This is a genomic window from Sphingomonas sp. Leaf21 (assembly GCF_916858675.1).
In the GTDB taxonomy this organism is placed as follows: Bacteria; Pseudomonadota; Alphaproteobacteria; order Sphingomonadales; family Sphingomonadaceae; genus Sphingomonas.
Genome location: NZ_CAKASM010000004.1, coordinates 109,810 through 124,575, shown reverse-complemented (window position 1 = coordinate 124,575; position 14,766 = coordinate 109,810). Strand labels below are relative to the sequence as shown.

Annotated in this window: 12 protein-coding genes; 3 read left to right on the top strand and 9 right to left on the bottom strand. The window is 68.3% G+C overall.

What is annotated here, in order from left to right:
* Positions 1–232: 232 nt before the first annotated feature.
* From LRP66_RS05830 to LRP66_RS05790, 9 genes are all read right to left on the bottom strand, one after another.
* The gene (locus LRP66_RS05830) at positions 233–1,270 is read right to left on the bottom strand and encodes a c-type cytochrome (RefSeq protein WP_230481573.1); all 1,038 of its coding nucleotides are present in this window, start codon (positions 1,268–1,270) and stop codon (positions 233–235) included.
* Positions 1,267–1,845, bottom strand: a complete 579-nt coding sequence (locus tag LRP66_RS05825) for a cytochrome c oxidase assembly protein (RefSeq protein ID WP_230481572.1) — start codon at positions 1,843–1,845, stop codon at positions 1,267–1,269. The genes LRP66_RS05830 and LRP66_RS05825 overlap by 4 nt, the downstream gene beginning before the upstream one ends.
* Positions 1,842–2,219 (bottom strand): hypothetical protein, encoded by a 378-nt coding sequence (locus tag LRP66_RS05820; RefSeq protein ID WP_230481571.1) that lies wholly within the window; start codon positions 2,217–2,219, stop codon positions 1,842–1,844. Before LRP66_RS05820 ends, LRP66_RS05825 begins: the two co-directional genes overlap by 4 nt.
* Positions 2,216–4,726 (bottom strand): cytochrome c oxidase subunit I, encoded by a 2,511-nt coding sequence (gene ctaD, locus LRP66_RS05815; RefSeq protein ID WP_230481570.1) that lies wholly within the window; start codon positions 4,724–4,726, stop codon positions 2,216–2,218. The genes LRP66_RS05820 and ctaD overlap by 4 nt, the downstream gene beginning before the upstream one ends.
* Complete coding sequence (gene coxB / locus LRP66_RS05810; protein ID WP_230481569.1) at positions 4,723–5,691, bottom strand: cytochrome c oxidase subunit II; 969 nt, start codon at positions 5,689–5,691, stop codon at positions 4,723–4,725. Before coxB ends, ctaD begins: the two co-directional genes overlap by 4 nt.
* A 71-nt stretch (positions 5,692–5,762) precedes the next feature.
* Positions 5,763–6,275 carry a TspO/MBR family protein gene (locus LRP66_RS05805; RefSeq protein WP_230481568.1) on the bottom strand — a complete coding sequence of 171 codons (513 nt, stop codon included), beginning with the start codon at positions 6,273–6,275 and terminating at the stop codon, positions 5,763–5,765.
* Positions 6,276–6,315: 40 nt separating this feature from the next.
* Positions 6,316–7,725, bottom strand: coding sequence for a PepSY-associated TM helix domain-containing protein (locus LRP66_RS05800; RefSeq protein ID WP_230481567.1), 1,410 nt, complete (start codon positions 7,723–7,725; stop codon positions 6,316–6,318).
* 11 nt (positions 7,726–7,736) lie between these two features.
* Complete coding sequence (locus LRP66_RS05795; protein ID WP_230481566.1) at positions 7,737–9,902, bottom strand: TonB-dependent receptor; 2,166 nt, start codon at positions 9,900–9,902, stop codon at positions 7,737–7,739.
* Positions 9,903–9,988: 86 nt separating this feature from the next.
* Positions 9,989–10,426, bottom strand: coding sequence for a hypothetical protein (locus LRP66_RS05790; protein ID WP_230481565.1), 438 nt, complete (start codon positions 10,424–10,426; stop codon positions 9,989–9,991).
* 170 nt (positions 10,427–10,596) lie between these two features.
* Here LRP66_RS05790 and LRP66_RS05785 point away from each other — a divergent pair, with 170 nt between their 5' ends.
* The 3 genes from LRP66_RS05785 to LRP66_RS05775 all read left to right on the top strand — a co-directional run bounded on the left by LRP66_RS05785 (position 10,597) and on the right by LRP66_RS05775 (position 14,692).
* Positions 10,597–13,185, top strand: coding sequence for a PAS domain-containing hybrid sensor histidine kinase/response regulator (locus LRP66_RS05785; RefSeq protein ID WP_230481564.1), 2,589 nt, complete (start codon positions 10,597–10,599; stop codon positions 13,183–13,185).
* Positions 13,186–13,250: 65 nt separating this feature from the next.
* A complete protein-coding gene (locus tag LRP66_RS05780; protein WP_230481563.1) occupies positions 13,251–13,967 on the top strand; it encodes a hypothetical protein in 717 nt (238 codons plus the stop codon).
* Between the two features lie 29 nt (positions 13,968–13,996).
* Positions 13,997–14,692 (top strand): HAD family hydrolase, encoded by a 696-nt coding sequence (locus tag LRP66_RS05775; RefSeq protein ID WP_230481562.1) that lies wholly within the window; start codon positions 13,997–13,999, stop codon positions 14,690–14,692.
* Positions 14,693–14,766: the final 74 nt, after the last annotated feature.

Sequence of the window (14,766 nt, the reverse complement as noted above, 5' to 3'; positions counted from 1 at the left end):
TCAATCATAGTAGTGGCAGGCCCCGGGGCTGGGTAGTGCTCCCTGCGGTGCGTGCCGCCCCCATCAGTCGCCCCAGCGCAGGCTGCGGCCATTGGCGGGCCCCAGGCTTCGACACTGATGACATTCCTCTCCTGCGAGGCGAGGAATGCGTGCGGATGCCGGTCCGGTCTGGCCGCCGGAGATCCCGGCTTTCGCCGGCATGGCGGTCGAGGCGCAGCCCCGATACCGCCGATCACCGTGCGGCGACGTCCCCGCCCGCCAGGTAGCGCGCAACCGGATCGATCATGTCCTTCGGGATACGACGGGCGATGACGGGCATGGTCGCGTGGCTCTTGCGGGCGTCGATGACGTTCTTGTCGCCCTGCCAGTGGCGCAGGCGCGCGGCGATATAGTCGGCGCGCTGCCCCGCCAGCACGGGATAGGGCTTGCCCGGCGCGTGGCAACTCGCGCAGGCGGGCAGTTGCCTGTCGGGCAGGCCACGCTCGACGATCCGCGCCGCCGCCGCATCGCCCGCTGGCGTCCCGCCAAGTCCCGGCATCGCCGCGAAGCGCCGCGCGGCCGCCTCCATGTCCGTCGGTTCCATCCGCATCGCGACCTGCTGCATCACCGCGCTCGAGCGACGGCCATCGGCGTACCCTCGCAGCGCAGCGAGCAGATATTCCGGGCTCTGTCCGCCAAGTATCGGGATGTCCGGCGATCCGCGTCCGCGACCATCCGTGCCGTGGCAGCCGGTGCAGCTGTCCGGGTCGGTCACGGGGGAGGCTTCGGCGACCAGGGCGCGATACTGTGCCGGGGTCATGCCGGGCAGTCGGCGCACGAAGGCGACCATCCGCCTGACCTCATCGGGGCGGTCCTGCACCGCCCAGGCGGGCATGCCGGTATATTTGACGCCGTGCTGAAGGATCCAGAAGAGCTGCTTGTCGCTCCATTCGCGCGCGTTGATCGCCAGATCGGGGGCAGGCGGGGTGGCGGCCTGCATCACGGGCGCGGGCTTCTGGCCCGGCGCGCCGTGACAGACCGCGCAGGCATTGGCGAAATGCCCCGCCGCGCTGACCAGCCCGGTGCGATCGGCGGGGTCGTCCGGCGAACTGAAGGCGGCGTGGGTGCGTACCGAATTGCGCATCGCCCAGTGGAGGAACCAGTCGGTGATCGCCCAGTGTCCGCTCGACGCGGCGAGGTTCATCACCCCCGACCAGGCAAAGGCCATACCCAGCGCGGCGAGTCCCAGGATCGTGGCGATCACGCGCTTCCAGGTGATGCGGATCGTCATGCGCGCGCCTCCGTGGGTGAGTGGAGCAGGCGGCCGAGCATTGCCAGGCCGCCGCACAGATAGGCGATGCCGCCGATGAGCAGCATGACGACGCCCGCGATCTGCTGATCCTCCAGCGCGGCGGCGCCGTGATGGCTGTAGAGCGGACGCGGCGCCAGCCCGATCAGCGCGCCGAGCAGCGTCATGTGCATCGAGGTGACCAGCAAGGCCACCACGCCCGCCGCGCGGTGCCGGGGTGCGAGGACCGCCGACCAGAGCAGCAGGCCAGCGACGAGGAAGCTCGCCTGCTCCACGACCAGCCAGAGGGGCGCGTGATCCGCCAGCCGTCGCAGCGCGGGGACGTGCCAGCCCCAGACGATCACCGCCTCGATCAGCGCGGCGATCATCGGATTGGCCAGGCGCGGCCACCGTCTCGCGGGGTCGTAGCGGGATTCCTGCACCGCGAGCGCGAGCAGCGGTGCCGCCACCGCGACGGCTATCATATGCGCGACCATATGCCCGGTCATGCCTTGCCCGCTCGCGGCCCAGCCACAGCCGAGCAGCACCAGGCCGGGGACGAGAAAGCCGCGCCTCACCGGCAATCGCCCAGCATCAGGACCGGCATGGCGGTGAACAGGACCGCGACGAAACTCAGGGCCGCCAGCAACAGGGTCGAATAGGCGAGGAAGCGAAGGCGATCGATGTCGGTGCCCTCGTTATGCGGGGGCGGATCGCCGGGGGTGCGCGACTGCTGCCAGGCGATCACGCCCGAGGCGACGATTACCAGCAGCGCGACGATCGTCCCGATCGCGAAGGCGGTGGGGAAGAGCGCCCACTCGCCGATCCGCTCGCATGAGATCGCGGCCCAGAGATAGGAGAAGAGGAAATGCACCGCCCAGGTCGTCGGCGGGACGATCAGCGTCCACAGGGTGACGCGCAGCCGGTGCGCGCGCTTCAGCCAGCGCCTCACAGCCCCGTCTCCGGGAACAGCCCGATCGTCAGATAGGTGACGATGGCGGTCAGCGCGAAGAAATGGGTGTAGACGGTGATGTTGCGGATGTCGGCATCGTGCGTCGGCGTCATCCGGCCCGCGATGCTGCGTGCCAGCGTATAGAGCTGCATGATCGCGGCCACGGCGGCATGGGCGACGGTCCAGACGACGAGCACCCAGACGATCGCCGGATAGACATTGGCCTCCGGATCGAGCCCGTCGAGGCAGCGCAGCCCGGCGAATAGGCTCGCGATTGACACCGCCGCTCCGATCACCAGCAGCGCGCGGGCGGCCATCACGCCGCCCCGGCGATGAACCTCGCGCGCGGCGAGCGTCGCCGCCCAGCTCGCCAGTGAGAGGGCCAGTGCGAGGAGTGGCCCCGCGCTGCCCGGTCCATCGAACCCGGCACCGAAATCGGGATGGATCGTCCAGTAGAAATAATAGCCGAAGACCAGCCCCGAAAAGGCGGTCGCATCCGCCATCATGGTGATGAACATCGCCCACCAGCCGGGCGCGGCGGGGCCGGAAATATAGAGCGGCAGGCGCATCCCATGGCCGATCGGCTTTTCGGGCTTTTCGGGGATTTCGGCGGTGTCCCACAGCCACCACAGGATGCACGCCAGCGTCACCACGCCGCCCAGCGCCGCGATCAGATAGAGGTGATAGGTGGTCAGGATGAACACGCTGCCCAATGCGACGGCGGTCAGCATCGGCTTGACGCTGGGCATGCCCAGCCGGATCACCGAGACGGGCTTGGCGTCTAGGACCGAGGTGATGATCGTCTCGCGACGGCCTTCCTCGGCATCGGCGAGGAAGAAGCGGCCCTCGTCGACCTTGGCGACGAAATCCTTCTGGTCCCAGATCGGGTAGCGGCTTTCGATCAACGGGACCGAACGGATGCCCCAATCCTCGTCATCCGGGTGCGCCAGCCATTCGAGCGTGCCCGCATTCCACGGATTGCGCGGCGCCTTGGCGCGGGTCGGCGACAAGGCGAGGTCGACGACCAGCACCGCTACGCCCGCGGCGAACATGTAGGAGCCGAGCGTGGATGCCAGGTTGAGCCAGCCGATGCCCAACTCCTCGGGATAGGTGAAGACGCGGCGCGGCATCCCCTCCAGCCCGGACAGGTGCATCGGGAAGAAGGTCAGGTTCACCCCGACGAACATGATCCAGAAGGCGGTGCGCCCCATCCGGTCGGAGAGTTTCTTGCCGGTGATCAGCGGCCAGTAATAATAGAGCCCGCCGAACAGCGGCAGCAGCGTCCCGCCGATCAGCACATAATGGAGATGCGCGACGATGAAATAGGTGTCGTGCGCCTGCCAGTCGAACGGCGCGACCGCGACCATCACGCCCGTCAGCCCGCCGATGACGAAGATGGCGAGGCTTCCGCTGGCATAGAGGAGCGGCGTCGACCATTTGACCTTGCCCGCCCACAGCGTGGCGATGAAGGCGAAGATCTGAACCCCCGTGGGGATGGCGACGGCTTCCGATGCGGCGGAGAAGAAGGCCAGGCTGATCTTGGGCAGTCCGGTCGCGAACATGTGGTGGACCCACAGGCCGAAGGACAGGAAGGCGGTGCCGACGGCGGCCAGCACGATCCACGGATAGCCGAGCAGGTGGCGCTGCGCGAAGGTCGGGATCAGCATCGCGAACAGCGCGATGGAGGGAAGGAAGACGATATAGACTTCCGGATGGCCGAAAATCCAGAACAGGTGCTGCCACAGCAGCGGATCGCCCCCGCGCGCGGCGTCGAAGAATGGCCAGTTGAGCAGCCGCTCCATCTCGAACAACAGGTCGCCCGCGATCAGGGGCGGGAAGGCGAACAGGATCATCACCGCCACGACCAGGATGTACCAGGCATAGAGCGGCATCAGGTTCAGCCGCATCCCCGGCGGACGGCATTTGAGCACGCCGACGATCAGCTCGACCGCGGCGGCGACCGACGACACTTCGATGAAGGACAGCCCCAGCATCCAGATGTCGGCGCCCAGTCCGCTGAGGTCGGTGCGGGTGGTGAGCGGCGGATACATGAACCAGCCGCCATCGGGCGCGGCGTTGAAGAAGATCGAGCCGCCGACGAACACCCCGCCGATCAGGAAGCTCCAGTAGCCGAAGGCGGACAGGCGCGGAAAGGGGAGGTCGCGTGCACCGAGCAACTGGGGCAGGAGGATGATCGACACCGCCTCGAACATCGGGACGGCGAACAGGAACATCATCATCGAGCCGTGCAGCGTGAACAGCTGGTTGAAGGTGTTCGCCGAGACTAGGTCGTTGTCCGGCACGGCCAGCTGGGTGCGCATGATCAGCGCCAGCACGCCCGCGAACAGCATGAAACCGAACGCGGTCAGCGTGTACCAGACGCCGACCCGGTTGTTGTTGGTGTCGGTCCAGCGGAGGAACAGGCCGCTCGGCGGCTTCCAGACGGCGCGAAGGCGTTCCTCCTGCGCGGCGCGAAGCTGTGGGTCGTCCTGGGCGTGGAGGCTCATTTCAGGCCCTGAAGATAGCGGGCGAGGGCGACCGCCTCGTCATCCGACAATTGCGGGAAGGAGGGCATTCGTACGCCCGGCTTGGTCTTTTCGGGATGGCGGATGAAGTCCGCGACGTTCGCTTGCGTCATCGGCAGGATGCCCGCCGCCAGCGTCCGGCGGGATCCGAAATGGGTGAGGTCGGGGCCGATCCGCGTGGGCGCGGTCACGCCCGCTATGGCGTGGCACCCCGAACAGCCATTGGCGGCGAACAGCCGTGCTCCTGCGCCGTCACTCGCCTGGGCAGGCCGCGCCTGCCGCGCCAGCCAGGCGTCGAACGCGGCGGGCGGCATGGCGATCACGTCGAAGGCCATCAGCGCGTGGCTCAGCCCGCAGAATTCGGCGCATTGCCCGCGATAGCGGCCGGGCTTTTCGGCGCGGACGACCAGGCTGTTGATGCGGCCGGGGATCATGTCCATCTTGCCGGCCAGCCCGGGTATCCAGAAGCTGTGCACCACGTCGCCCGCGCCCAGCCGGAAGGCGACGGTGCGCCCCGTGGGGATGCGGATCTCGTTCGCGCCCAGGATGGGGGCGCGGCCCGGCGGTTGATAGGCCACGCGCCACCAGAACTGCTCGCCATCGACCGCGATGGTCAGGTCGGTCGGCGCCACCGGCCTGGGGCGCATATAGGGCAGCGAATAGGCGAGCAGTCCGAGCAGGACGATGGTCGGGATCACCCCGCCCAGCCACAGGACGAGCCGCATCCCCTTTCGATGCCCGATCGCACCTTCGGGCGCGCGGACGGCGTGGCGCATCAACAGCGCGACGGCGGCCGCGATGACCACGGCGCCGACCAGCATGATGATGAAAAGATGCCGGATATCGGCGGCGTCCGCCCCGAACGGAGCGAGCGTCGATTGATGCGTGTTACATCCCGTCAGTGAAACGGCCGACCCGACGATGATGGCTACGCTGATCCCCCGCATGGCCAACAAACGTTGCCATAGTGGAATAGTTCATGCGTTCTTCATCGAAAGTTCATCTGCGAAACAAATTGTCACGGTCGCGAATTTCGCCGCAAGACCTCGCCCGAGAGGATCGTCGCGAAGGCCAGCCAGGTGGCGAGCGGCATGACGCTCGCGGCGGCGGGGCGGTCGATCTTCCACGCCGTCGCGGCCAGCGCGGCGGTGCCGACCGCCATCGTCCCGGCGGCGACGGTGCTGGTGCCGATCCGCCGTTCGCGGAAGAACAGCTCGGTCCAGCCGCCGATCATCGCGCTGTTGCCCAGCCACAGCGCCAGCGCCGCATTGCGGCGGGGCGAGGCGGGCTGGCGCAGCAGCCGATAGCCGCCCGCCGTCGCCAGCGTTTCCAGGACCGGCCACACCGCGCCGAACACCTTGTCGGGGGGCGTGAAGCCGGGCTTGTCGAGCCGCCGATACCAGCGCCGGATCTTCGGGTGCGAAGGATCGGGCGCGTTGCGCCGCCCGACCAGCGCGCTCAACCCCAGCACCGCCACCGCTACGCCACCCGCCACCAATGGCGAAAATCCCGTCTTCCGTCCGTCCGTCATCGCCAGTCCTCTCGATCGCGCTAGCGATAACGGTCCTGGCCTATCCCTGTTCAGCGGTCCGGCGATTTCCCAACCTCGCCACCAGCCGGTCGATCGCGCCGATGACCAGCAGCGAGATGCCGAACAGCGGCAGGATCGCGCCTGCCATGACCAGCGTAGCGATCAGTCCGCCAACCCGCGCGCCCGACAGCGGAGGTGGCGCGCCGATCCGGCCCCTCGGGCGACGCTTCCACCACATGGCGATCCCGCTGATGACCAGCACCCAGATCGCGACGCAGGGAACCAGCATCAGCCACTGGTTCGCGCGTCCGAAATAGTTGCCCATGTGAAGCTGCACGCCCGACTCCACCGCGCGGCCCACGATGCCATATTGGTCGTAGCGGACCTCGCGCCCGATCGGCCGCAGGCTGTAGCGGTCGACATAGAGCGTCCGCTGTCCCGCTGGTCGGTCGGGATAGGTGAAGGCGGTATAGACGCCGGTCGGGCCGCTCGGGAGGAACAACCGGAAGCTGCCCGACCAGCCCCGCGCGGCGAGCAGTGCCGCGACCCGGTCGGTCCCCGCGATCACCGCCGGGTCGCGGGTCGCGCCGGGACTTTCGGGGCCGTGGCCCGCATGGTCGCCCTGAATCTCGGGCATGGCGGGCATGGCGGGCATGGTGGAATGCGGGATGGGGGCATCCTCCAGCGTCCAGGGTGCTTCGCCGAGCGCCGCCTTCATCGGCTGGCTGTGGGGGATATTATATTGGCGGAAGGACGGGGGGTAGCCGACGCCCAGCGCGCCGCTCGCCCGGTGGAGCAGCGGCCCCGACACACCCGCCCAGGGCAGCCCGGTGACGATCAGGAACCCGATCAGCGCAACGGTCCACACGCCGACCGGTCCATGCAGATCGCGCCAGAAGCGCCGTCCCCGGCCCGACCAGCGCGGCCAGAGCGTCCCCGCCGCGTGGAAGCGCCCGCGTGGCCACCACAGGATCAGGCCGGTCACGAGCAGCACCAGCGCCCAGCTGACCGCCAGTTCGACCAGCCGCTCGCCCGCCAAGCCCATCAGCATCGAGCGGTGCGTCGCATCGGCCCAGCCGACCAGCGTCCGGTCATAGACGACGCTGCCCAACACCCGCCCGCTGCCGGGATCGACCGCGACACGGCGTGGCGCGCCATGGTCGGGCTGGACGAAGACGACCGCGGACCGGTCGTTGGTGGCGGGCATGTCGATCCGCGAGGCGCTGCCTGGATAGGTACGGAGCGCGGCGTCGATCATATGCGACACCGGCACCGTCGACCCGTGCGGCGCGACGAACCGTAGCCGGGGATAGAGCGCGTCGTTCAGTTCGTCGTTGAACAGATAGATCGCCCCCGTCGCGCTGAGCATCAGCAGGACCGGCGCGACCAGCAGCCCGGCCCAGAAATGCCAGCGCCAGATGGTGCGGTGAAAGGCGGGTGCGCTTTGCATGGCCGGTCCCCTCACAGCCGGGCCGCCAGCGCGACCTCGAAGGATCGCGGCGCGCCGATATAGATGTTGGTCGCCGGATAACCCGAATATTCGCCGTAGAAGCGATTGGTCAGGTTCCGTCCGCGCAGCGTCAGCGTCATGCCCGGCGAAACCGGCAGCGACAGGCTGGCGTCGAGCAGCGTGTGCCCGGTCACATAGATGCTGTTGGCCGTGTCGGTGTAGAAGCCCCCAGCCTCGCGCACCGTCCCGCCCAGCGTTACGCCGGGAGCGAGGCGATAGGATGCGGCGGCGTATAGCGTCGTATCGGGGATGTTGATCGGCCGGTTGCCGCTACGGTCGAACCGCACGCCGCCGATCGTCTCGGCGAGCTGGTCGTAGCGCGCATCGGTATAGGATGCCCCCGCCGACAGGGTCAGCGGCGGAACGGGCGTCACCTGCCCCGTCATTTCCACCCCGCGCGAGGATTGCCGCCCGCCCTGGACGCTGAGCGACGGGTTGACCGGATCGCGGGTGAGGATGTCGGTCTGCACGATGCGGTATGCCGCACCCGTCAGGCTGGCACGTCCGGCCCAGCCCGTGAGCTTGAACCCCGCCTCCACCGCGCGGCCATGGGTCAGGCGGAAACGGCTGTTGGCGATCGAGGCGAGCAGGATCGACGATACCGGCGACACAGCGGTGGTATATTGCGCATAGAGCGTCAGTCCGGTCGTCGCGGCCCAGCTCGTGCCCGCGCGCCACGACACCGGATCGAAGCGCGGCGCGTTGCGATCGGTCGCGCCGCCGACATTCTGGATCGTCGCGCGGTCGAGCGCGATATGGTCCCAGCGCACGCCGCCGACGATCAGCCACTTGGCGGTCAGGTTCACCGCATCTTCGGCAAAGACCGCGCTCTGCCTGAGCCGCGAGTCGAAGGTGACGTTGCCGCTTGTAAACACCGACGGGGACGCCGGAACGGCGATGACGCCGGGATCGCGGAGATCGACATCGGGCAGCGCTCCCGCTGGCGCCTGTTGGCGCAGGCTGGTGAAATCGGTGTCGTTATATTCGGCGCCCAGCGTGAAACGGTGGCGAAGGCCCGCGATCCTGCCGTCACGCCCGACCGCGCCGCGCACGTTCCAGAACCGCTGATCGTGGCGAAAATCCTGGTAGCTCTGCCGGATGCCGCCATCGGGAAACCGTGCGCTGGGGGCCAGGAAACTCTGCGTATCGGCCAGCAGGAAGGCGCGCCTGGCGGTATAGCCGGTCAGGTCGACCGCCAGCGTCCAGCCATCGCCGATCGCCCAGTCGAGCCGTGACCGGATCGTCGTCTCGTCCGCGCCCGACCAGGCGCCGCGCGGATTGTAGTTGCGCCGTCGAAGCGAACGATCGGCGACAAGGCCGCTGCTCGTCCGGACCGCATCGCTCGGCGCGAGTGCGTAGCGCGCCGGAATGAGGAGTAGGCCCTGATAGGTGGCGTCGTAGCGATCCTCGAAATGATCGACCGCGAAGAGGAGCGACAGCCGGTCGCTCGGTCGATAGAGCGCGCTGGCGGTCAGTCCGGCGGAAAGACTGGCATTATGGTCGACATCGTACAGGCTGTCCGATCGCTGGTAGCTGGCGTCGGCCCGGACCGCGACGACGGGGGAGACGGGCAGGTTGACCCCGGCCGCCGCGAACGTCGTGCCGAAGCTACCGCCCGACAGCAACATGTCGAGACGGCGTTCGCCGAGCACCGGCTTGCGCGTCACCTTGTTGATGACGCCCGCCAGCGCGCCCTCTCCGTACAGGACCGATGCGGGGCCCTTCAGCACCTCGATCCGGTCATAATGCCAGATGTTGCTGTCGCGCTGCGCCACGGTGGAGGCGGCGAGGCGGACGCCGTCCTGCAGGATCGAGACGGTGTTGCCCGCAAAACCGCGCATCGACACGACGGCGGGGTTGCCGGGGACGTTGCCCGCGATCGCGCCGACGACCTGATCGAACGCCTCGCGCGCGGTGCGGACCCCGCGCCTCTGGAGATCGTCCTGCGAGAGTATCTCGACCGTCGCCGGAGTCTCGCGGATGGTCAGCGGCAGGCGGCTTGCGGCGGTGACCGGGGTATCGGGCTGTCGCTGCGCCGTGACCACGACCGTGGGCGCGGCAGGCGCGGATTGTGGACCGGACGCGACGGCGTCCGGCATCGTCGGGGGAAGGAACATCGATAGGCTTTCGACCGGTCCGCCGCTTCGGTGCGGCGGACGAGGATCATGAAGGCGTCGCGGCAGGCGACGCCGGATGAAACGGGTCAGGAAAGCGCGGGCGGTCCCCGGAGCGGCGGCCGGAGACGCGGCGCGTCGACCGGGTGGGCCAGGACGCGCACGGCCAGGCCGACGGCCATCACGAAGGCGATCAACGCCGCGAGCTGGATCGGGTCGATCGAGTCGAGCAACGGCGCCGCCAGTCCGGCAAAGGCGCAGGGCATCTCCCGCCCGTGGCCGCTGTCCGAATGGCCGGGCGGCTGATCGACCGGATGGCGGGCCGCCATCGCATGACCGGCCATCGCCATCGGCGCGTCCGGCGTGACGGCCATCGTGTGGGTGCCCGGACACAGCATCATCGCGACCCGCCCGTCGACCGCTCCGACCATATAGCCGGTCGGCACGATCAGCTTGAGCAGCAGCGCCGCCGCGCAGATCAGCACGGCCCATTGGCGTTGCGCGAGCAGGCTTCGGATCGCCGTCACGCGAGTGGGCGTAGCGAAGGGTCATGGGCTTGTCACTTGGACAGAATGGGCCCGACCGGCGGACCGTCTATCCTGGATCAAAGTAGGAGCATGAAATCATTGCATTCCGACGACCGAACGCGGTCTATCGGTCGCTGGCGCCCGATCGGGCTTTGTTGCAGAACGGAGCCATGGCGCACTCCTCCTCCTTCGAATTTCTGAGCGGCGTGTCGGGGGCGGTGGTCGATGAGATCATCGGCTTCGACTGGGCGGCGACCTCACTCGGCGGACCCGAGACTTGGCCGGTCGCCTTGCGGAGCCAGCTTGCGACGATGCTGGCGTGCCCGGTGCCGATGTATCTGGTCTGGGGCCCGGACCTCCTGTCCTTCTACAACGACGCCTATCGGCCGATGCTCGGCTATCGCGCGGCGACCGCGATGGGGACGCCCTTTCGGATCCTTTGGAGCAGCATCTGGGATGAGATCGCGCCACTGGTCGATCGCGCATTGTCGGGCGGCGTCGCACAGGTGACCGATATGCGGCTCGACCTGTCGCGGCAGGGACAGCCGGAGGAGAGTTATTGGAGCTTCTCCTACTCGCCCGTCTTCGACAACGGGGGCGCGATCGCGGGCATGATCTGCGTTACCGGAGAGACGACCGCGCGTGTGCTGGCCGAGCGTCGCCAGCACGAGGCCGATGAGCGGCTGGACATGGCGCTCAGCTCGGGTGCGCATGTCGGCATGTGGGACTGGGACGTGGTCAACGACAAGGTCCGCTCGGACGGGCGGTTCGCGGCGATGTACGGCGTCGATCCGGCGGCGGCGGAAGCGGGTATGCCGATCGCCGAGTTCTTCCGGGGTATCCATCCCGACGATCGCGCCCGTGTCGAGGCGGAGATCGAGGCCGTCCTCGCGGGCGCGAAGGAGGGCGGCGAGGCGGGCCGCTTCATATCGGAATATCGACTGATCCGCGCGGACGGCGCGACCCGCTGGGTGTCGGCGCGCGGGCGTTGTATCGTCGACGAGGCCGGGCGCTGTGTCCGATTTCCCGGTGTCAGCTTCGATATCACCGACCGCGTTCGGATCGAGCATCAGTTGCGCGACAGCGAGGCGCGGGCGCATCTGAACGCCGAGCGGGTCCAATTGGCCCTGGAGGCGGGCGCGATCATCGGCACTTGGTTCTGGGATCTGCCGACCGACCGGTTCACGGTGGACGAGCCCTTTGCGCGCCATTTCGGATTGGACCCCGCGCTCGGTCATGCCGGGCTGAATCTGGCCGAGGTGGTGGAGGTGCTGCATCCCGACGACCGCGCCGGATTGTCCGAGGCGGTTCGCGAGGCGATCACGCGGGGTGGTCCCTATGCGCACCAATATCGCGTGCGACGCCATGACGGGCGGTATCACTGGGTCGAGGCGATCGGTCGGGTCGATCATGCGCCGGACGGCACGCCGTTGCGATTTCCGGGCGTGATGATCGATGTCGGGATCCGCCGCGCGCTGGAGGCCGAGCGCGATCACGCCATCGCCGAACTGCGCGCGCTGACCGACCAGCTCGAACAGCGTGTCGCCGACCGCACCGCCGAATTGATGCGCGCCGAGGAGGCGCTGCGCCAGTCGCAGAAGATGGAGGCGGTGGGCCAGTTGACCGGTGGCCTCGCGCATGACTTCAACAATCTGCTCGCCGGGATTTCCGGCTCGCTGGAGTTGATGGCGCTGCGGCTGTCGCAGGGGCGGGTGGGCGATCTCGACCGCTATATGGACGCGGCGCAGGGGGCGACCCGGCGTGCGGCGGCGCTGACCCACCGGCTGCTCGCCTTTTCCCGGCGGCAGACCCTGGACCCGCGCCCGACCGATGTCGCCGGGCTGGTCGCGGACATGACCGACCTGATCCGCCGCACCGTCGGCCCGGGGATCACGGTCGAGACGCGCGGCGACGATCCCTGGACGGTGCTGGTCGATGCGCCTCAGCTGGAAAACGCCTTGCTCAACCTGTGCATCAACGCGCGCGATGCGATGCCCGATGGCGGCCGCATCACGATCGAGATGGTCAATCGGCGGCTCGATCGCGGCGCAATGCGGTCGGCCGACATACCGGACGGAGAATATCTGGCGCTGTCCGTCACCGACACGGGTATCGGCATGACGCAGGACGTGATCGACAAGGCGTTCGACCCCTTTTTCACCACCAAGCCGCTGGGGCAGGGGACGGGGCTGGGGCTGAGCATGATATACGGCTTCGCCAAGCAGTCGGGTGGACAGGTGCGGATCCATTCGACGCCTGGGCTGGGCACGACCGTCTTTGTCTATCTGCCGCGCCATGACGGACCGGTGCAGCCCGAACCGCACGACCCGACCCGCATTCCCGAAAGCCCGGCGGGGTCGGGGGAGAAGACGGTGCTGGTCGTCGATGACGAGGCGACGGTGCGCCTGATGATCGTCGATGTGCTGCGCGACATGGGCTACCGGGTGATCGAGGCGGCGGACAGCGCGGAGGGGCTGGCGATCTTGCGCTCGCCCACGCGGATCGACCTGCTCGTCACCGATGTCGGCTTGCCCGGTGGCATGAACGGTCGCCAGCTCGCCGAAGCCGCGCGAGAATTACGACATGAATTGAATGTCATGTTCATCACGGGCTATGCGGAGGGCGCGGTGCTGAACAGCGGCCATCTGTCGCCGGGGATGCAGTTGCTGACCAAGCCGTTCACGGTGGACGCGCTGGTCAAGGGGATACAGGCCGCGATGAGCGCGGCGGCGCGTCGTTACGATCCGCATATCCCCTGATCCCGCGCGACCCGGCCGTCGGATCGCGTGCGGCACCGCATGACGACGACGACCGGGAGTTCGACATGATGAAGACCAGCCGCCACGCCCTGTTCCTGCTGGGCGCGAGCCTGTTGGGCCTGACGCCCCCCGCATCCGCGCAGGACGGGCCGGATATCCCGGAGCCGATGGTGTTCGACATGATCCGCCCGCTGACCGCGAAGGCGGGGGAGATCGAGGTGAATGCACTGGCGCAGCGCGACCTGACCGGTCCGCGCGGCGAGCTGGAATGGGCGCCCGAGGTCGAATGGGCGGTGGCCGACGGCCTGGCGGTCGAGCTCGAACTGCCGCTGATCAACAACCGCGTCGTCCAGTACAAGATGGGGCTCCAAGGCAAGCTGGGCACGATCCGGGGCGGACGCGGGGTGCACGGCGTCCAGTATCTGGGGCTGCACGACCGCGAGGCGGGCGGCTGGACCTCGACCCTGCTCTGGCTGCTCGGCAATCGCTTTGGCGAGCGGTGGAGCACGATGACGATGCTCGGCGTCGGCGACGTGACGCTGCGCGAGGGGAACGAGACGGGGACGATCGTCAATCACTCCACCTTTTACGACCTGAACCGCGACACCGTGGTCGGGCTGGAAGTCAATCGGCAGAATGGCGAGGGGGCCTATTGGCTGCTGATGCCGCAGATCCACCGCGCGGTCGGCAAGATGGGCGTGCAGGGTGGCGTCGGCGCCGAGCGCGCGCGGGGCGAGCGCTTCCGGCCGCGGCTGGGATTGCGAATCATCCGCGAATTGTGATGAGACATCGGCCAACTGGGAGACGGAATATGGCCATCGAGCTGATCTGCCTGGATGCGGACGACACGCTTTGGCACAATATGCGCCACTTCGCGGAAACGGAGGAGGCGCTGGTCGGCCTCCTTGCCCCCTTTGCCGAGGCACGCGTGGCGCGCGCGACGCTTGAAAGCTGCGAGGCGCGCAACCTACGGCTTTATGGCTACGGCGCCAAGGGCTTCACCCTGTCGATGATCGAGACGGCGGTCGAGTTGGCGGGGCCGACGCTGCCGACCGAACTGGTCGCGCGGTTGCTCGAGGCGGGACGGCAATTGCTCGCGCATCCGGTCGAATTGCTCGACGGCATCGCGGATACGATGGCCGCGCTGGCGGAGCGGGGAAGGCTGGTCCTCGTGACCAAGGGCGACCTGCTGCACCAGGAGGCGAAGCTCGCCGCATCGGGCCTGGGCGCGCATTTCGCCGATGTCGCGATCGTCAGCGACAAGACGCCCGACACCTTCCGCCGCGTCTTCGCCCGCCATGACGTCGCGCCCGAACGGGCGGTGATGGCGGGGGATTCGATGCGCTCGGACATCCTTCCCGCGCTGAAGGCGGGCGCGTGGGCCGCCTATATCCCGCAGCCGCTGGCGTGGAGCCATGAGGCCGGGGACAGCCCCACCGACCATCCGCGCTTTCGCGAGCTTGCAAGACTGGGCGACCTGCCCGACTGGATCGACACGATCGGGTAACGGGCGCGTCGCCGCCCCAGCGAAGGCCGGGGGTTTGGCGGATCGAGGACCGGGTCGTGAGAGATCCCGGCGTT